This window comes from Streptomyces sp. NPDC052773, from assembly GCF_044547145.1.
Taxonomy (GTDB): Bacteria; Actinomycetota; Actinomycetes; order Streptomycetales; family Streptomycetaceae; genus Streptomyces.
Window position 1 is genome coordinate 549596 of record NZ_JBITZX010000002.1, and the last position, 18458, is coordinate 568053.

Annotated in this window: 18 protein-coding genes; 11 read left to right on the plus strand and 7 right to left on the minus strand. The window is 72.1% G+C overall.

Features of this window, described 5'->3' with window-relative positions; genetic code table 11:
- Positions 1 to 203: 203 nt before the first annotated feature.
- From ACIG0D_RS07550 to ACIG0D_RS07580, 7 genes are all read right to left on the minus strand, one after another.
- Positions 204 to 1589 (minus strand): 8-oxoguanine deaminase, encoded by a 1386-nt coding sequence (locus ACIG0D_RS07550; RefSeq protein ID WP_399796953.1) that lies wholly within the window; start codon positions 1587 to 1589, stop codon positions 204 to 206.
- Positions 1590 to 1658: 69 nt separating this feature from the next.
- Entirely contained in the window at positions 1659 to 3071 is a 1413-nt protein-coding gene (locus ACIG0D_RS07555; RefSeq protein ID WP_399796955.1) for a nucleobase:cation symporter-2 family protein, read from the minus strand.
- A gap of 64 nt (positions 3072 to 3135) precedes the next feature.
- Positions 3136 to 4059 (minus strand): factor-independent urate hydroxylase, encoded by a 924-nt coding sequence (gene pucL, locus ACIG0D_RS07560; protein WP_399796957.1) that lies wholly within the window; start codon positions 4057 to 4059, stop codon positions 3136 to 3138.
- A 6-nt stretch (positions 4060 to 4065) separates the two neighbouring features.
- Positions 4066 to 4479 carry a hydroxyisourate hydrolase gene (uraH, locus tag ACIG0D_RS07565; RefSeq protein WP_399796958.1) on the minus strand — a complete coding sequence of 138 codons (414 nt, stop codon included), beginning with the start codon at positions 4477 to 4479 and terminating at the stop codon, positions 4066 to 4068.
- Between the two features lie 4 nt (positions 4480 to 4483).
- Positions 4484 to 4996 (minus strand): 2-oxo-4-hydroxy-4-carboxy-5-ureidoimidazoline decarboxylase, encoded by a 513-nt coding sequence (gene uraD / locus ACIG0D_RS07570; protein ID WP_399796960.1) that lies wholly within the window; start codon positions 4994 to 4996, stop codon positions 4484 to 4486.
- A 249-nt stretch (positions 4997 to 5245) separates the two neighbouring features.
- Complete coding sequence (locus ACIG0D_RS07575) at positions 5246 to 5614, minus strand: helix-turn-helix domain-containing protein (RefSeq protein WP_399796961.1); 369 nt, start codon at positions 5612 to 5614, stop codon at positions 5246 to 5248.
- The gene (locus ACIG0D_RS07580) at positions 5611 to 5862 is read right to left on the minus strand and encodes a hypothetical protein (protein ID WP_399796962.1); all 252 of its coding nucleotides are present in this window, start codon (positions 5860 to 5862) and stop codon (positions 5611 to 5613) included. The genes ACIG0D_RS07575 and ACIG0D_RS07580 overlap by 4 nt, the downstream gene beginning before the upstream one ends.
- Before the next feature lie 688 nt (positions 5863 to 6550).
- Between ACIG0D_RS07580 and ACIG0D_RS07585 the strand changes: the two genes are divergently transcribed.
- The 11 genes from ACIG0D_RS07585 (at position 6551) to ACIG0D_RS07635 (ending at position 18441) form a co-directional block, all read left to right on the plus strand.
- Positions 6551 to 7591, plus strand: a complete 1041-nt coding sequence (locus ACIG0D_RS07585; protein WP_399796964.1) for a lytic transglycosylase domain-containing protein — start codon at positions 6551 to 6553, stop codon at positions 7589 to 7591.
- Between the two features lie 62 nt (positions 7592 to 7653).
- Positions 7654 to 8706, plus strand: coding sequence for an RNA polymerase sigma factor (locus ACIG0D_RS07590; protein ID WP_399796966.1), 1053 nt, complete (start codon positions 7654 to 7656; stop codon positions 8704 to 8706).
- A 91-nt stretch (positions 8707 to 8797) separates the two neighbouring features.
- Positions 8798 to 9871: an ATP-binding cassette domain-containing protein gene (locus tag ACIG0D_RS07595; protein ID WP_399796967.1), complete on the plus strand. Its 1074-nt coding sequence runs from the start codon at positions 8798 to 8800 to the stop codon at positions 9869 to 9871.
- A complete protein-coding gene (locus ACIG0D_RS07600) occupies positions 9868 to 10638 on the plus strand; it encodes an MlaE family ABC transporter permease (protein WP_399796968.1) in 771 nt (256 codons plus the stop codon). The genes ACIG0D_RS07595 and ACIG0D_RS07600 overlap by 4 nt, the downstream gene beginning before the upstream one ends.
- A gap of 6 nt (positions 10639 to 10644) precedes the next feature.
- Positions 10645 to 11448, plus strand: a complete 804-nt coding sequence (locus ACIG0D_RS07605) for an MlaE family ABC transporter permease (RefSeq protein WP_399796970.1) — start codon at positions 10645 to 10647, stop codon at positions 11446 to 11448.
- Positions 11449 to 11462: 14 nt separating this feature from the next.
- A complete protein-coding gene (locus ACIG0D_RS07610; RefSeq protein ID WP_399796972.1) occupies positions 11463 to 12695 on the plus strand; it encodes an MCE family protein in 1233 nt (410 codons plus the stop codon).
- Positions 12692 to 13753, plus strand: a complete 1062-nt coding sequence (locus ACIG0D_RS07615; RefSeq protein WP_399796973.1) for an MCE family protein — start codon at positions 12692 to 12694, stop codon at positions 13751 to 13753. The genes ACIG0D_RS07610 and ACIG0D_RS07615 overlap by 4 nt, the downstream gene beginning before the upstream one ends.
- Positions 13750 to 14751, plus strand: a complete 1002-nt coding sequence (locus tag ACIG0D_RS07620) for an MCE family protein (protein WP_399796975.1) — start codon at positions 13750 to 13752, stop codon at positions 14749 to 14751. Before ACIG0D_RS07615 ends, ACIG0D_RS07620 begins: the two co-directional genes overlap by 4 nt.
- Entirely contained in the window at positions 14748 to 15878 is a 1131-nt protein-coding gene (locus tag ACIG0D_RS07625; protein ID WP_399796977.1) for an MCE family protein, read from the plus strand. Before ACIG0D_RS07620 ends, ACIG0D_RS07625 begins: the two co-directional genes overlap by 4 nt.
- Complete coding sequence (locus tag ACIG0D_RS07630; protein ID WP_399796979.1) at positions 15875 to 17191, plus strand: MCE family protein; 1317 nt, start codon at positions 15875 to 15877, stop codon at positions 17189 to 17191. Before ACIG0D_RS07625 ends, ACIG0D_RS07630 begins: the two co-directional genes overlap by 4 nt.
- Positions 17188 to 18441, plus strand: a complete 1254-nt coding sequence (locus tag ACIG0D_RS07635; RefSeq protein WP_399796981.1) for an MCE family protein — start codon at positions 17188 to 17190, stop codon at positions 18439 to 18441. Before ACIG0D_RS07630 ends, ACIG0D_RS07635 begins: the two co-directional genes overlap by 4 nt.
- Positions 18442 to 18458 lie beyond the last annotated feature (17 nt).

Below are 18458 nucleotides of genomic sequence, written 5' to 3' on the forward strand. Positions count from 1 at the left end.
GAGGGACCGTTGGGGGGTGGCGCTGGGGACGGTGAGCGGTGCCTGAGCGGTACTCGTGAGCGGGGGTCTTCGGTGGTGTCTGACCGTTCCGGGGCGCGCGTTCACGCGCGCCCCGGAGACGGCTGCCGTGGATCCCGCTCGGATCCACGGGTCCGGCCGGGAGCCGTCCCTCCCTGCCGGAGTCTGAGAACCGGTCGAACCGGTCAGCCCTGCGCGGCGATCCGTGCCAGGCGCTGGGCCTCCTCACGGGTCGACCGGGCGATCTCGTCCTCGTCGACGGCGACCAGCCGGCCGTTGTCGACGATCTGCCGGCCATTGACGAAGGAAGCGGTGACCGGGGCGGCCGCGCCGAAGACGAGCGCGGTCACCGGGTCGGCGATGGAGGCGTGGGCGAGGGTGTCCATCCTCCACAGCACCACGTCGGCGAGCTTGCCCGGCTCCAGCGAGCCGATCTGCTCGGCGCGGCCGAGGACCTGCGCGCCGCCGTAGGTGCCCAGGCGCAGCGCCTGGCGGGCGTTCAGCGCCGCTTCCCGGTGCGCTCCGAGACGGTTGATCAGCAGCGCGTTGCGCAGCTCGGTGTGGAGTTCACCGGACTCGTTGGACGCGGTGCCGTCGACGCCGAGGCCGACCGGGACGCCCGCCTTCAGCATGTCGGGAACGCGGGCGATGCCGGCCGCGAGACGCGCGTTGGAGGAGGGGCAGTGGGCGACGCCGGTCCTCGTGCGGGCGAAGGCGGCGATGTCGGCGTCGGTCATGTGGACGCAGTGCGCCATCCACACGTCCTCGCCCAGCCAGCCGGTCGACTCGAAGTAGTCCGTCGGGCCCATGCCGAACAGCTCGTGGCAGAACTTCTCCTCCTCCACCGTCTCCGAGCCGTGGGTGTGCAGCCGCACCCCGAGGCGGCGGGCCGACTCGGCGCTCTGGCGCATGAGTTCGGTGGAGACGGAGAACGGCGAGCAGGGGGCGACGGCCACCTGGGTCATGGCGTCGAAGGAGGCGTCGTGGTGCTCCCTGACGGTCTCCTCGGTGGCGGCGAGCGCACCCTCCAGCGTCTCCACGGCGAAGTCCGGCGGCAGGCCGCCGTCCTTCTCACCGCGGTCCATCGACCCACGGGCCAGGGTGAAACGGACGCCCATCTCGGCGGCGGCCCGGATGATCGAGCCGGAGAGGTCGCCCGCGCCCCGCGGGAACACGTAGTGGTGGTCCATGGCGGTGGTGACACCGCCGCGGGCCATCATGGCGAGCGACCCCTGCGCCGCCGCGTACGTCATCCGCTCGTCGATGCGTGCCCAGGTCGGGTACAGCGCGACCAGCCAGTCGAACAGGTTGTGGTCGGTGGCCAGGCCCCGGGTGATCCACTGGTAGAAGTGGTGGTGGGTGTTGACCAGACCGGGCGTGGCCAGATGGCCGCTCGCGTCGATCCGGCGCACCACGTTCTCCAGCCCCTCGGGAGCCCTGCCCGCGCCGACCGACTCGATCTGGTTGCCGGCGAGGACGAGGTGTCCGGAGGCGTACTCCGTGTCGTTCGCGTCCACGGTGGCGATCGCGCAGTTCTCGATGACGATGCGCTGGGCTGCCGATGGTGCCATGGTGCTTCCTTGTCTTTCGGTGGCGGCCCGTGGACGGTGGGGTGTCCACGGGGTGGGCACGGCAGGACCCTAGGAGGATTTGAGTGCCGGAACCGGATGGCGGCTCCGGGTGCCGAGATGGTGGAAGAAGAGGTTCAGGGTGACCGCGACGAGCGCGCCGGCGCTGATGCCGGAGCCGAGCACCGTCTGCGCCCAGGCCGGGAAGCCGGCGTAGAAGGTGGGCGCGGCCAGCGGAATGATGCCGGCGCCGAGCGCCACGGCCACGAGGATGATGTTGGAGCTGTCGTCCAGCCCCGCCTCCGACAGCGTACGGATGCCGCTGACGGCGATCGAGCCGAACAGGACGATGCCCGCGCCGCCGAGGACCGGCATGGGGACCAGGGAGACGACCGCGCCGAGGACCGGGAAGGCGCCGAGGACCAGCAGGGTGGCGCCGGCGACCGCGACGACGTAGCGGCTGCGCACCCGGGTCAGCGAGACGACGCCGACGTTCTGCGCGAAGGCGGATGTGGGGAAGCCGCCGAAGACGGGGCCGACGAGGGTGGCGATGCCGTCGGTGCGCAGGCCGCGGGTGATGGTCCTCGCGTCGGCGCGGCGGTCGCAGATCTCGCCGAGGGCGAGCATGCCGGCGCTCGACTCGGTCATCAGCACGAGCATCACGATGCACAGCGACAGGATCGCCGCGGGCTGGAACTCGGGCGCGCCGAAGGCGAACGGGGCGGGCAGGGCGGCGACCGGCGCCGACTTGAGGGCGCTGAAGTCCGCCATGCCGAAGGGGATGGCGACCAGGGTGCCGACGAGCAGCCCGAACAGCAGGGCCACCTGCTTGACGAAGCCGCGGCCGAACCGCTGGACGAGCAGGATGACGGCGAGGGTGAACCCGGCGAGCGCGAGGTACTTCATGGCACCGAAGTCGGCGGCCGTCTTGTCACCGCCCTGCGCCCAGCCCACCGGGACGGGCATCAGAGTGACGCCGATCAGGGTGATCACCACGCCGGTGACCAGGGGCGGGAAGAAGCGCAGCAGCCGTCCGAAGAACGGGCCGACGGCCAGACAGAACACGCCGGCGACCATCACCGCGCCGTAGATCGCGGGGAGTTGGTGCCCGGGGTCGTTGGTCTCGGCGATGGCGAGGATCGGGGCGATGCCGGCCGAGGAGGCGGCGTTGACGAAGGGCAGCCGGTTGCCGACGAAGCCCTTGACGCCGATGGTCTGCAGGAGGGTCGCGACGCCCGCGATGAGCAGGGACGCGGCGATCAGACGGGTGCGGGCCGCGAGGTCGAGTCCGCAGGCCTGGCCGATGATGAGCGGAGGAGTGACAACGCCCGCGTACATCGCGGCGATGTGCTGGAGCGCGGCGGGGACGAGCCGCGAGGGGTGGAGCTTCTCGTCCACCGGGTGCACGGACGTGACGGCGTCCTCGGTGTGCACCGGCGGGGTGGAACCGGAGCCTTTCGCCGGCTCCGCTGCAGGCTGTGCCATGGTGTTCCCTCCGGTGTGGCGGGCCCCCGGCCCGGGTGGCGGGACCGGGGGCGCGCGTCCCGCGTCAGAGGTTGGTCATGTCGACCGGGATACGGGCCTCGCAGCCGTCCCGCAGGATGGTGGCCTCGATCAGGCCGTAGGGGCGGTCCGCGGCGAAGTAGACCTCGTTGTCGTTCTTCAGCCCGAACGGCTCCAGGTCCACGAGGAAGTGGTGCTTGTTCGGGAGGGAGAAGCGGACCTCGTCGATCTCGCTGCGGTTGTTGATGATCCGCGCGCCCATCTGGTACAGCGTCTGCTGCAGCGACAGGGAGTAGGTCTCGGCGAAGGCGTGGAGCATGTGCTTCTTGACCTGCTCGTAGGACTTCTCCCAGTTGGGCATCTTCTGCTCGTCGTCGGTCCAGTTGAACCGCCAGCGGCCGGAGACCTGGGTGGCCAGGATGCGGTCGTACGCCTCCTGGAGGGTGGTGTACTTGTCCTTGACGTAGCCCCAGAACTCGGAGTTGGTCGAGTTCATCACGATCAGGTCCTTCAGACCCGAGATGACCTCCCACTTCTCACCGTCGAAGGTGATCTGGGTGAGGCGGGTCTCCTGGCCCTTGCGCACGAAGGAGTGCTTGACCTCGTCGGCGCCGATGAACTTGCTGTTGGCGTCGGAGGTCTCGATGCGGTCCCAGGCGTATTCCTCGATGCGGATCCGCGCCCGGTGGATCGGCTCCTGGCTGGTGACGAAGTGCCGGGCGAGGTGGATGCCGAACTGCTCGGCGGACTCGATGCCGTACTCCTTGGCGAACGCGTACACCGTGTTCTTGGTGGTGTCGGTCGGCAGGCAGTTGGCGTTCGAGCCGGAATAGTGGACGTCGTCCATGTCGCCGCTGAGGGCCACGGAGACGTTCAGGTCCTTGATGTGGTGGGTTGCGCCGTCCCGCGTGATCTTTACGACTCGGTTCTCGGCCTTGCCGTACTGGTTCTGTCCCAGGATCGTGGGCATTGTCTGCTAGCTCCCTCGGTAAACGGAGTAGCCGAACGGGTTGAGCAGCAGCGGCACGTGGTAGTGCTCGCCCGGGACGACGGCGAACGTGATCGCCACCTCCGGGAAGAACACCGCGGAACCGCTGTCCCGATTCGCGGGGGCGTCCTGCTGCGCATCGGCTTGCTTCTTCTCGAAATACGGTTCGACGGCGAAGTCGAGCCGTACGTGTGTCGTCCCCTCCGGCAGGGCCGGAAGGTCCTTGCACCGGCCGTCCGCGTCGGTCGCGGAGCCGCCGAGCGCCTGCCAGTCCCCGCCTTGCCCGTAATGGGCGGATCTGCCGCCGCGGGCGGAGAGGTGGACGGCGACGCCCTCGGCGGGGCGGCCGACGCTGGTGTCCAGGATGTGCGTGGACACGGAGGCGGTGGTGCTGGTGCTCATGGTGTCAGGCGTCCTCTTCGACGAGTCGGGCCAGGCGGATGCGGTTGATCTTCCCCAGTTCCGTGCGGACGATCTCCCGCTCCTGCTCCGGCGTGTTGCCGATCCGCTCCTTGACCGCGTCCCGCATCTGCTCGCCGGTCCGGCCGGTGGCGCAGATCAGGAAGACATGGCCGAACTTCTCCTGGTAGGCCAGGTTCAGTTCCAGCATCTCCGCCTTGAGCTCGTCGGAGGCGCCGGCCATGCCGCTCTGCTCGCGGGCGGAGGTCGGGTCGCCGGGCTTGGGGCGGCCGATCGGCGGGTGCCCGGCCATCGCCTCCGCGAGATCCTCGGCGGTCAGCTCGGCCATCGCGGCGTCGCCGGCCGTGTACAGGTCCTCGGCCGAGGCGTAGGGTCGGGCCGCGAGCAGCCGGTTGGCCCATGCCGTGGAGGCACACGCCTCGTGGAGCGCGGCGAAGGCCGCGGCCTCCTCCAGAGCGTTGAACCGGGCCAGGCCCGGCGGCGTGGAAGTGGAAGTCACGGGAGCCTCCGTGGCCGTTTCGGCCTTCGTGCTGTTCGTGCGTGCTGAACGGGCTGCGGATAGCTAACGCCCTCCGAAACAGCACGTCAACACTTTGTTGAAAATTCGGGGTAACAAAGCGGACTGGCGCGGCACGGGCCGGAGATGGGAAACGCCGCCGCCCCTGCCGGGACGACGGCGTTCCGCATCAGCTCGGGCGGGGGCCAGGGCCCTGAAGGGCCTGGGGGCACCCGCTGGCGTGGGGCAGCCCTAGCTCTCCTTCTCCCGGTTGAGGTAGTTGTAGACGGTGAAGCGGCTGACGCCGAGTGCGCTCGCGACGGTCTCCACGCCGTGCCGGACGGCGAACGCGCCGCGCGCCTCCAGGGCCCGGACGATCTCCTGCTTGGCCTTGCGGTCCAGGTCGGCGAGCGGTCTTCCCCGCTTGCGCTCCATCGCGGCCAGGATGTGATCGAGGGAGTCCGCCAGCTGCGGCAGCCGCACCGCGACCACGTCGGCGCCCTCCCAGGAGAGTACGACGTCGTCCGGCCCGGCCTCGTCGGGCGGGATCATCTCGCCGCCCATGGCGTCGACCAGGGGTTTCACGGCCGTGATGAACGGCTCGTCGCCGGACCCGGTCACCGCTCGTCCTCCCCCACCACGTTGACCTGGAGCGACACCCGGGTGGCACCGGCCTCCAGGGTCTTGCGCAACAGGGCGTCCACGGCGGTCAGGACCCGGTCCGCGGCCCCCTCCGCGGTATTCCCGAACGGCCCGACGTCCACCTCGTCCAGCTCGGCACCCTCGATCACCTCACGCGCCACCACCGCGTGCGTGGGCGCCTCGTCCAGGTCGAAGGGCTCGGTTGTGAATTCCACTCGCAGTCGCACGCGCTCAACCTAACCCGCGCGGCGTGGGTTCGTGCAGCCCTGAGGGCCGAGGGCCCCGGCTCCCCCACCGGACAGGGCCCGCCCCCTCCTCGGCCGGGGCCCGCCTCACACCACTGCCCGGCGGCACGCGCGGCCGGGGTTCGTGCAGCCCTGGGGGCCGAGGGCCCCCGCTCCCCCACCGGACCGGGGCCCGCCCACCGGACCGGGGCCCGCCCCCTCCTCGGCCGGGGCCCGCTTCACACCACTGCCCGGCGGCACGCCCTTCATCCGGCGCACCTCCTGACCCATGGGCCCGGCGCCCTCCCGATCGCCCCCTACCCGCGGGCCCGGCGCCCTCCGGATCACCTCCTGCCCCGCGGGATCGGCGTCTTCCGGATCGCCCCCTGCCCGCAAGTCCGGCACGGGTCGGTACCCCGACGGGCTCCCGCGGGGTCCGGTCCCGCCCGGGACCGGCGCCGAGTGCGGGCCCGCCGTCGCTCACCCATCGGCGGCCCCGGTCGCCGGCGGATTCGCCCTCTCCCCCCGGCCGCCGCCGAACACCGGCTCCCACCCGCCCTGATTCCGCCCCGGATCAGCCCCGGATCAGAGCGACGGACCGGACGGTCCGCGCCGTAGAGCAGGTGACAGAGGAGTCGGCGTACGGCTGGCGGGAGGGGACCGGGACGTGGCAGGGCAGAGAGTCAGGGCGGTGCGTGGCACAGCGGCCGCGGTGGTGGCGATGGTGGCGTTGACCGCGTCGCAGGCGCCGGCAGTGGTCACGGCGCGGGAGGGCGAACCCGGGCGGCAGAAGCCGGCCGCCGGGCGGGAGGCGAGTGTGTCCGGGGACGGACCGTACCGGACCGAGCTGCCGCCACTGCGGGCTCCGGAGCGGACGGGGCGGAAGGCCGCGGCGGCGGGGCCGGGAGCCGTGCTCGCGGCGAGCGTGTTCGACGCGTACCGGCGGGCGGAGACCGAGCTGCGGCGCAGCGACCCCGGGTGCGGGCTGCGCTGGCAGTTGCTCGCGGCGATCGGGCAGGTGGAGTCGGGGCAGGCCCGCGGCGGGCGGGTCACGGCGGACGGCACCACGCGGGCACCGATCCTCGGCCCGCGCCTGGACGGCCGGCGCTTCGCGCTGATCCGGGACACCGACGGCGGCGCGCTCGACGGCGACACGGCGTACGACCGCGCGGTCGGCCCGATGCAGTTCATCCCGTCGACCTGGGCGCGCTGGGGCGCGGACGGCAACGGCGACGGCCGCGCCGACCCGCACAACATCCACGACGCCGCCCTCGCCGCCGGACGCTACCTGTGCGCGGGCGGCCGGGACCTGTCCGAGCCCGGCGACCTCGAGCGCGCCATTCTCGGCTACAACCACTCCCGCGCCTATCTGCGCACGGTCCTGGCCTGGTACGCGTACTTCCTGGAAGGCCACCGGGTCGTGCCCGACGCCGCCGTGGCCTCCGGCTCCGTGAAGGAGGACGAGGTGAGGGAGAAGCCCGAGCGGGAGGATGCGGCCCCGCCCGAGCAGGCGCCGTCGCAGCCACGGCCCGGCTCCGCGCCGCGCACCACTCCCCCGGCCTCCCCCTCGCCCACCTCCCCCACCTCCCCTCCGCCCTCCTCCGCCGCGCCCCGGCAGCCCGTCCCCGACGAGCCCCTCGAGCCGGCCCCCGGCACCCTGCCGCCGCTGGTCGGGAACGTTGCCGACTCGATAACCGCCGCCCCCTCCACAACCCCGGATACTCGGCGGTAATGTCGCGCTCCCGCCGGACGGCACGGCACCGGCGGGGTGAGCGCGAAGGGGCCCTCATGGTGATGACGGACAGCACCGCCGAAGCGGAGATCCAGGCGGTCCACGACCGGTGGCAGCGCATGTGGAGCCACCGTGAGGAGCTGCTGAGGGTGGCCCGCCGCCGCTCGATGAGCCAGGAGGACGCCGAGGACGCCGTGCACGAGGCGATGCTGCGCGCGGCCGAGCGCCCCGACCTCGACGACGACCGGCTGGCCGCCTGGCTGACCACGGTCACGATGCGGCTGTGCGTCGACCGGTACCGCCAGGTCAGCCGGGAGGCCGAGGTCCATCGCAGCCCCACGCTGGTGGCGCCCGGCCCGGTGCCCGTCGAGGAGGTCGTCTGCGACCGGGCCGAGGCCCGCTGGCTCGCCGTACGCAGCGGGGAGCTGCCCGCCCGCCAGGCGGAGGCCCTGCGGCTGAAGTCCCAGGACCTGGACGTCGGCCAGGTCGCCCACCGGATGGGCCTGAGCTACCGCACCGTGGAGTCCCTGCTGGCCCGCGCCCGGCGCACCCTGCGCAACTCGCTCGCCGGGACCCTCGGGCTGGCCCTGTTCCTGTGGGGCCGGGGCCGGCCGCGCACCGGCGGTCACGCCCCCGCGGTGGCGGTGGCCTCGACCGCGGTGACCCTCGCCGTGGCCGGGCTGGTCCTGCCGTACGACCACGACGGCGGCGAGCACCGGCCGGCGGCGCCCCGCACCTCCGTGGCCCCGGTGCCGGCGGATGCTGCCGGGCCGCTCACCCGGCAGCATCCGCACGGCGAGGGCCGCGGGCCCGAGCGTGATGCCCGGCCGGCGGCCGGCCCCGCCCCGCGCGATCCCCGCCCCGCGCCCGGCCGGACCCTCCGCCTTCCGGTTCCGACGCCGGTGCCGGACCTGCCCGACCTGGCCCCCACCCCCACACTTCAGGCCCCCGCCCTGCCCACCGCGGAGGTGCCCGCCCTCCCGGACACCTCCGCCCTCCCCGCCCTCCCGGAACCGCCCGCCCTGCCCAGGACACCGGAGGCACCCGACCTCACGCAGGTCACCGACGAACTCCCCGAACCGCCCGCCGTCACCCCTGCACCGACCCTCCCGTAAAAAAAATCCGCGTCCGTCGCGACGGACGCTCCGCCCCTCCCCGTAGAGCAGATGTCGAAGCTGCTCCACGGCCTGCGGAAGGGTGGACCGGATGGGTGTCGAGATCTGTGTGGAAGGGCTCACGAAGTCCTTCGGTCACCAGGTCGTCTGGCAGGACGTCTCGCTGACGCTGCCCGCCGGGGAGATCTCCGTGCTGCTCGGGCCGTCCGGCACGGGCAAGTCGGTCTTCCTGAAGACGCTCGTCGGACTGCTGAAGCCGGACCGGGGCTCCATCACCATCCAGGGCCGGGACATCACCCGGCTGCGTGAACACGACCTGTACGAGGTGCGCAAGCTCTTCGGCGTGCTGTTCCAGGACGGCGCTCTGTTCGGGTCGATGAACCTGTACGACAACATCGCCTTCCCGCTGCGCGAGCACACCCGCAAACCGGAGAGCGAGGTCCGGCGGATCGTGCTCGAGAAGATGGACATGGTCGGGCTGATCGGCGCGGAGGAGAAGCTGCCCGGCGAGATCTCCGGTGGCATGCGCAAACGCGCCGGGCTGGCCCGGGCGCTGGTGCTGGACCCGGAGATCATCCTGTTCGACGAGCCGGACTCGGGCCTGGATCCGGTGCGCGTCGCGTATCTCAACCAGCTGATCGTCGATCTCAACGCGCAGATCGACGCGACGTTCCTGATCGTCACGCACGACATCGCCTCCGCCCGTCAGGTGCCGGACAACATCGGGCTGCTGTTCCGCCGTGAGCTGGTCGTGTTCGGCCCCCGGGAGAAGCTGCTGAGCAGCGACGAGCCGGTCGTACGGCAGTTCCTGAACGGCCGGATGCAGGGCCCGATCGGCATGGCGGAGGAGAAGGACGCCGCGCTGGTCGAGCGGGAGCTGGCCCAGCTCGACGACGACGAGGGCGGGCCGCCGCCCCTCACACCCCGGCTGCTGCCGGGCCGCGGCATACCCCGCCCGCCCCGCTGGGAGGCGATCGCCCGGCGTGAGGCGGAGCGCCGGGCGCAGGGCCCGGCAGACGACCGGACGCAGGACCCGGCAGACGACCGGACGCAGGGCCCGGCTGACGCCCCGACGCAGGACCCGGCGGACGCCCCGACGCAGGACCCGGCTGACGCCCCGACGCAGGAACCGGCGGACGCCCCGACGCGGGGAGCCGACGCATGAGCCTCTCCCCCACCGCCGCCCTGCGCCACTCCGGCCTGCTGTTCGCCCTGGCCCTGGACGTGCTCCGCACCATCCCCAAACGCCCGTTCCAGCTGCGGGAGTTCATCCAGCAGTCGTGGTTCGTCGCCAGCGTGACCATCGTGCCGACGGCACTGGTGTCGATCCCCTTCGGCGCGGTGATCGCGCTGCAGATCGGCAGCCTCACCCGGCAGCTGGGCGCCCAGTCCTTCGCGGGGGCGGCCTCGGTGCTGGCGGTGCTGCGGGAGGCGTCGCCGATCGTGACCGCGCTGCTCATCGCGGGCGCCGGCGGCACGGCGATCTGCGCGGACCTCGGGGCGCGGAAGATCCGTGAGGAGATCGACGCGATGCAGGTGCTCGGCATCGACCCGATCCACCGGCTGGTCGTGCCCCGGGTGCTGGCGTCGATGCTGGTCGCGGTGCTGCTCAACGGCCTGGTGTCGGTGGTGGGCGTGGCCGGCGGCTACTTCTTCAACGTCGTTCTCCAGAACGGCACACCCGGTGCCTACCTGGCGTCCTTCACCACTCTCGCCCAGCTGCCCGACCTGTGGGCGGCCGAGATCAAGGCGCTGGTGTTCGGGGCGATCTCCGGGATCGTCGCCTCGTACAAGGGGCTGACGGCGAAGGGCGGCCCCAAGGGGGTCGGCGACGCGGTCAACCAGTCCGTGGTGATCACTTTCATGCTCCTGTTCGTGACCAACTTCGTGCTGACGGCCGTGTATTTCCAGGTCGTCCCGCAGCGGGGGTGAAGGACGATGGCTCCGTTGCGCTTTCTCGACGATCTGGGCGCCCAGCTGGTCTTCTACGGCCGTTCGCTGGCGTGGACCGGGCGCACCCTGCGCCGCTACAGGAAGGAGATCCTGCGGCTGCTCGCGGAGGTGAGCTTCGGCCGGGGCGCGCTCGCCGTGGTCGGCGGCACCGTCGGGGTGATCGCGTTCCTGTCGTTCTTCACCGGCACCGAGGTGGGGCTCCAGGGCTACGCGGCCCTCAACCAGCTCGGCACGTCCAACTTCGTGGCGTTCCTGTCGGCGTACTTCAACACCCGGGAGATCGCCCCGCTGGTGGCCGGGCTGGCGCTGTCGGCGACGGTCGGCGCCGGGTTCACCGCGCAGCTCGGCGCGATGCGGATCAGCGAGGAGACGGACGCGCTGGAGGTCATGGGCGTGCCGTCGCTGCCGTTCCTGGTGACCACCCGGATGATCGCCGGGTTCGTCGCGGTGATCCCGCTGTACGTGGTGGGGCTGCTGTCGTCGTACTTCGCCGCCCGGACCATCACGACCGGCTACCACGGGCAGTCGGCGGGCACCTACGACCACTACTTCCAGCAGTACCTGCCGCCCGTCGACGTGCTCTGGTCGTTCGGCAAGGTGATCGTCTTCGCGGTGCTGATCATCCTCGTGCACTGCTGGTACGGCTATCACGCGAGCGGCGGCCCGGCGGGCGTCGGTGTCGCGGTGGGGCGGGCGGTGCGCACCTCGATCGTCGCCGTGAACGTCCTGGACTTCTTCCTGAGCCTGGCGATCTGGGGCGCCGACACGACCGTACGGATCGCGGGGTGACCGGGGTGAGAGGGATGAGACTCAAGGTGTACGGGATCGTGTTCATCGCCGTGCTGGCGCTGCTGCTGTCACTGGCGGTGGCCGTCTACCGGCAGGCGTTCACACCGGTCGTGCGGATCACGCTGGAGGCGGACAGCCTCGGCAACCAGCTCGACCCGCGCGCCGACGTGAAGCTGCGCGGGCTGCTGGTCGGCGAGGTGCGCGAGGTGCGGGCGGACGGCGCGAAGGCGACGCTGGACATCGCGTTGAAGCCGGAGCACGTGCCGTTCATCCCGGCCGACGTGCACGCGCGGCTGCTGCCGAAGACGCTGTTCGGGGAGAAGTACGTCGACCTGGTGGTGCCGCGCGGTTCCACGGCCCGGCCGATCCGCGCGGGCGACGTCATCACCCAGGACCGCACCAAGGTCGGCATGGAGCTCCAGCAGCTGCTCAACGACCTGCTGCCGCTGCTGCGGGCGGTGCGGCCGGGTGAACTCAACGCCACGCTCTCGGCGTTCGCGACCGCGCTGGAGGGGCGGGGCGACCGGATCGGCGACAACCTGGTGCGCGTCGAGGCTTATTTGCGCCGGCTCAATCCTCATCTGCCGTCGCTGACGGAGGACATCGCGCGGTTCGCCGATGTCGCCGAGGTCTACGCGGACGCGGCGCCGGACCTGCTGGCGGTGCTGCGCGACACGGTCACCACCAGCCGCACGATCGTCGAGAAGCGGGACCGGCTGGCCGCGGCGCTGAAGAACACGGCCACCGTCGCGGGCACCGCCGAGGACTTCCTCGACGACAACGGGGACCGGCTGATCACGCTCGGCCGCGTCTCCCGGCCCACGCTGGAGCTGTTCGCCCGCTACTCGCCCGAGTACCCGTGCCTGCTGGAGGGCCTGGTCCGGCAGAACCGCGCGGCGGAGGAGACGTTCCGGGGCGGGAAGATGCGGATCACCCTGGAGGTCGTCCGGCAGCGGCCGGCGTACGTGCCCGGCGAGGAGCCGGTCTACGGCGAACGGTCCGGGCCGGACTGCCGCGGCCTGCCGCGTCCCCCGGTGCCCGCCCCGCCCACCCGCCTGAACGACGGGACGAAGGCCGGGGCTTCCTCCGGCGCGCTGCCGCCCGGTGTGTCCGCGACGCGGGGTGAGCAGCGGGTCGTCGGTTCGCTGGTGGCGCCGGTGCTGGGCGTGCCGGCGGACGAGGTGCCGCCGGTGGCGACGCTGCTGTTCGGCCCGCTGGCCCGGGGGACGGAGGTGAGCCACGTATGAGCCGCACCACGAGCCGGAGGACAAGCCGGAGCGCGGCCCGGAGCACGGCGGCCCCGCTGGTCAAGTTCGGTCTCTTCGCGGTGGTGACCACCCTGGCGACCGCGCTGCTCGCCGCGACCATCGTCCATCTCGACCTGGGCCCGGAGCACCGCTACCGCGCGGTGTTCAGCGACGTCACCGGGTTGCAGGAGGGCGACGACATCCGGGTCGCGGGAGTGCGGGTCGGCGAGGTCGAGGACATCAGGATCAAGGACCGGACGCTGGCCGAGATCACCTTCACCGTGGACGCCGAGCGGCCCCTGCTCACCAGCACCGGCGCGCAGCTCCGCTACCGCAACCTGGTCGGGCAGCGGTACGTCGCCCTGACCGAGGGTTCGGGCGACGGCACCCGGCTGCGGCCCGGCGGGACCATCCCGCTGTCCCGGACCCGGCCCGCGCTGGATCTGAACGCGCTGCTGAACGGCTTCAAGCCGCTGTTCGCCGCGCTCAGCCCGCAGGACGTCAACAAGCTCGCCACGGAGATCATCCGGACCTTCCAGGGCGAGGGCGGCACGGTGCACAGCCTGCTCGCGCACACCGCCTCCCTCACCACGACGCTCGCCGGGCGGGACAAGCTGATCGGCTCGGTGATCGACAACCTCAACACCGTGCTGGAGACGCTGGACAAGCGGGGCGGCCGGTTCTCCGCCCTGCTGAAGGAGCTTCGGCGGGTGATCTCCGGCCTGTCCGCCGACCGCAAGCCGATCGGCGAGTCCCTGACCGGCATCGGCGATCTCGCCGCGGCGACCTCGGGGCTGCTGGAGGACGCCCGGCCGCCGCTGAAGGACGACATCGCCGAGCTGACCGAACTCACCGGAACGCTGAACGACAACGAGGAGACCGTGGAAGGCGTGCTGAAGCGGCTGCCGAACAAGCTCGACGAGCTGACGGGGACGGCGTCCTACGGCTCGTGGTTCAACTTCTACCTCTGTGACTTCGACGGCCGGATCGTGCTGCCGAGGACGGAGAAGGTGCTGACGCCGGAACTGCACGTGGCGAGGGCGAGGTGCGCGGAATGAGGAGGCCACGGCTGCCCCGGCTCAAGCCGTTCCGCGAGCGCAACCCCGTCGTGATCGGTGCCGTCGGCCTGACCACCCTCGCGCTGCTGACGCTCGCCGCGTTCAACGCCGGCAGCCTGCCGTTGATCGGCGGTGAGACGTACAGCGCGGCGTTCGCGGAGGCGGGCGGGCTGAAACCGGGCGACGACGTGCGGATCGCCGGGGTGAAGGTCGGCACCGTGGAGGAGGTCGACCTGGACGGCGACCATGTGAAGGTCACCTTCGAAGTGAAGGGCGAGCCCGCGTTCGGCGCCGCGACCGGCGCGTCGATCCGGGTGAAGACGATCCTCGGCGCGAAGTACCTCGCGCTGCACCCGAAGGGTCCCGGCCGGATGCCGCCGGGGAGCGAGATCCCGCTGCGGCGGACCGTCCCGGCGTACGACGTGGTGCAGGCGTTCAGCGATCTGACCACCACCACGGAGGAGGTCGACACCGAGCGGCTGGCGAAGGCGCTGGACACGATCTCGGCCACCTTCGAGGACTCCCCCGCCGAGGTGCGCGCCGCCGTCAAGGGCCTGTCGAAGATCTCCCGCACGGTCGCGAGCCGCGACGAGGAGCTGCGCGAACTGCTCGACCACGCCGACGGGGTCACCGGTGTGCTGGCCGCGCGCAGCGAGGACTTCGGGGCGCTGGTGGAGGACGGCGGCAAGCTGTTCACGGAGATCTCCAAGCGCCGCGCGGCGATCCACAAGCTGCTCACCACCTCGGCCGCGCTCGGCATCCAGCTCTCCGGGCTGGTGGAGGACAACCGCAAGGAGATCGGTCCGGCCCTCAAGGGCCTGAAGAGGGTGGTGGGAATGCTGGAGCGCAACCAGGCGAGCCTGGACCGCAGCGTCAAGCTGCTGGCGCCGTACGTCCGGATGTTCACCAACACCCTCGGCAACGGGCGCTGGTTCGACAGCTACATCCAGAACCTGGTCGCCGCTCCGGTGGTGCCGCGGACGGGAGGCTCGCGATGACCCGGAAGAAGGCACTGGCGCTGGTCACCGCCCTGGCGGTCGTGGCCGCGCTCGCCGTCGCGCTGTGGCCGCGTACGGACACCGTCCGGGTCACGGCGTACTTCCCGCGCACGGTCGGCATCTATCCCGGCTCGGACGTGCGGGTGCTGGGCGTGCGGATCGGGGAGGTCGCGGAGATCGAGCCGGAGGGGCGCAGGGTGCGGGTGGTCCTGGAGTACGACGCGGAGCGCAAGGTGCCCGCGGGCGCGCAGGCGGCGATCATCAACTCGTCGGTCGTCAGCGACCGTTACGTGCAGCTGCTGCCGGTGTACCGGAAGGGCCCGGTGCTGCGGGACGGCGCCGTCATCCCCGAGGCGCGGACGGCGGTCCCGGTGGAGCTGGACCGGATCTTCGACAGTCTGCACACCACCGCGGAGGCGCTGGGCCCGGACGGTGCGAACGAGGACGGCTCGCTGGCCCGGCTGCTCGGGGTGAGCGCGGACACCCTGGAGGGCCAGGGCGACGACATCCACCGCACGGTCGAGGACCTGTCGAAGGCGGTCACCACGCTCTCCGACGGCCGCGGCGACCTGTTCGGCACGGTGCGCAACCTTCAGGTGTTCACCTCGGCGCTGGCGGCCGACGACCAGAGCGTGCGGACCTTCACCGGCACCCTCGCCGAGGTCGCGGAGCAACTGGCCGGTGAGCGCGAGGACCTGGCGCTGGCGCTGAAGCACCTGGGCACGGCGCTGGGTGACGTCGCGGACTTCGTGAAGGACAACAAGAAGTCCCTGACCGCGAACGTGAAGGGCCTCAGCAAGGTGACCAAGGTGCTGGTCACCCAGCGCGCCGCCCTGGAGGAGCTGCTGGAGGTCGCCCCGACGGGCCTGTCGAACCTCCAGAACGCCTACAACCCGTCCTCCGGCACCCTCGACACCCGCAACAACCCCGACCACCCGCAGGACCCGGCGGCCCTGCTCTGCTCGATCCTGCGCACGACCGGGGAGAAGAGCGCCGACTGCGCGGAGCTCGAGCGGCTCTTCGACTCCCTGCCCGAGCTGCCCGACCCGTCCCGGCTGCCCGCGGCACCGGCCGGCACCGGCTCGGTCGACCGCACGCTGGGCGGCATCCTGGAGGCCGACGCATGAGCGCGCGACGTGCCCACCGGGCGGCCGTCTGGGTGGCGGCGGGTTCGCTGCTGCTGTCCGGGTGCGAGATGAACGGCTGGTACGACATCCCGCTGCCGGGCGGCGCGGCCACCGGCGGCGACGCCTACCGGATCACCGTGGAGTTCCGGGACGTGCTGGACCTCGTGCCGCAGTCCGCGGTGAAGGTGAACAACGTGACGGTGGGCGCCGTCGAGAAGGTCGAACTGGCCGGCTGGCGGGCGCGGGTGCGGCTGCGGATCGACGGCTCGGTGAAGCTGCCCGGCAACGCGGTCGCCGAGCTGCGGCAGACCAGCATGCTCGGCGAGAAGTACGTGGCGCTGTCCGCCCCCGTGGACACCGCGCCGGCCGGCAGGCTGCGCGACGGCGACCGGATCCCGCTCGCCCGCAGCGGCCGCAACCCGGAGGTCGAGGAGGTGCTGTCCGCCCTGTCCGCGCTGCTCAACGGCGGCGGGGTGGCCCAGCTGAAGACGATCACCGTGGAGCTGAACAAGACGCTGGACGGGCGGGAGAGCCGGGTCAGGTCGCTGCTGAAGGAGCTGAACACCTTCCTCGGCGGCCTGGACGAGCAGCGTGCGGACATCGTCCGCGCGCTGGAGGGCATCGACCGGCTGGCCAAGCGGCTCGGCGGGGAGAAGAAGACGATCGCCCGCGCCCTCGACACCCTGCCGCCCGCGCTGAAGGTCCTCGCCGACCAGCGCCGGGACCTGACGGCGATGCTCACGGCGCTGTCTCGGCTCGGCAAGGCCGGCACGAAGGTGGTGAAGGCGTCCCACGAGGACACGGTCGCCAACCTCAAGGCGCTCCGCCCGATCCTCGTCCAGCTGAACAAGGCGGGCGACGACCTGCCCAACTCCCTGGAACTGCTGACGACTTACCCCTTCCCGCGCAATGCGGTGGACGCCATCAAGGGCGACTACGTCAACCTGAAGATCACCGCCGATCTCGACCTGGCGAGCCTGTACGGCAACCTCGCCGACGAGCCGGACGACAAGGGCGGGGACACTCCGAAGGCGCCCTCGCTGCCGGAGGCCCCCGAGCTGCCGGACCTTCCGGACCTGCCGGAGACCCCGGACCTGCCCGGCGTACCGGGGGTGCCGGGGGTGCCGGGGGTGCCCGCGCCCACGTCACCGCCGGACACGCCCGGCGACGGCGGTGACGGCGGTGACGGCGACGGCGGCCCCCTGTGCCCGCCCGTGTGCACCGGCACCCCGGTCGCCCACGGCACCGGCGGCGCCCCCGCCGCCTACGACCCCGCCCTCGCCGAGCTTCTGCTGAAGGGGATACTCCCGTGATCACACGCGCGGTCAAGGTCCAGCTGCTGGCGTTCGCCACGCTCACCGCGGTGGGTGTGTCGTATGTCGGCGCCCAGTACACGGGCCTGGTGGACGCCCTGCTCGACCGCGGCTACACGGTGCGGGCCGACTTCGCCGACTCCGGGGGCGTGTTCACCGGCGCCGAGGTGACCTATCGCGGGGTCCCGGTGGGCCGGGTCGGCCCGCTGCGGCTGAGCGGGGACGGCGGGGTGTCGGTGTCCCTGGACATCGAGGACGGGGCGCGGATCCCCGAGGACACGGTGGCCGTCGTCGCGAACCGGTCGGCGGTGGGCGAGCAGTACGTCGATCTCCAGCCGCGCCGCGCGGGCGGGCCGTATCTGCGCGACGGCGCCGCCATCCCGCGCGAGCGGACCCGGGTGCCGCTGCCCACCACGGACCTGGTGGTGAGCCTGGACCGGCTGGTGAACTCGGTCGGCAAGGAGGATCTGCGCGTCACCGTCGAGGAGCTGGGGAAGGCCTTCTCCGGCACCGGGCCGCATCTGAGCCGGCTGGTGGACTCGGGCAACGCGCTCGTCGAGTCGGCGTCCGAGGCGCTGCCGGAGACGATCACGCTGATCGAGGACGCGCGGACGGTGCTGCGGACGCAGACCGAGCAGGGCTCGGCGATCCGCTCGTTCTCGCGCGATCTCGCCACGCTCGCCGCGCAGTTGAAGGCGAGCGACGGGGACCTGCGCAGGCTGATCGACCAGGCGAGTCCGGCCGCGCAGCAGGTGAACTCGCTGCTGAAGGCGACCGGGCCCCGGCTGTCGGTGCTGCTCGCGAACCTGATCAGCGGCGGCCAGGTCACCCTGGCGCGGCTGCCCGGCGTGGAGCAGGCCCTGGTCACCTTCCCGGTGGTGGTGGCCGGCAGCTACACGGTCATCCCCGGCGACGGCACCACCCACTTCGGGATGGTCGTCAACGCCGACGACCCGCCCGCGTGCACCCGCGGCTACGACACCCGTCGCCGCGACCCGGCGGACACCAGCAGCCGCCCCGCGAACACCGGGGCGCACTGCGCGGAGCCGCGCGGCAGCGCCACGTCGGTGCGGGGCGCGCAGAACGCGCCCGGCGCGTCGCGTTCGCCGTATGTCGCGGCGTACGACCAACGGACCGGTCTCGTCCAGGGGCCGGACGGAAGGCCCGTCGAGATCGGCTCGACGGGCGGCCAGCAGGCCGTGTTCGGAAAGGAGTCCTGGCAATGGCTGCTCGTCGGACCGATGGCGTGAGGCAGCGCGCCGGTGGG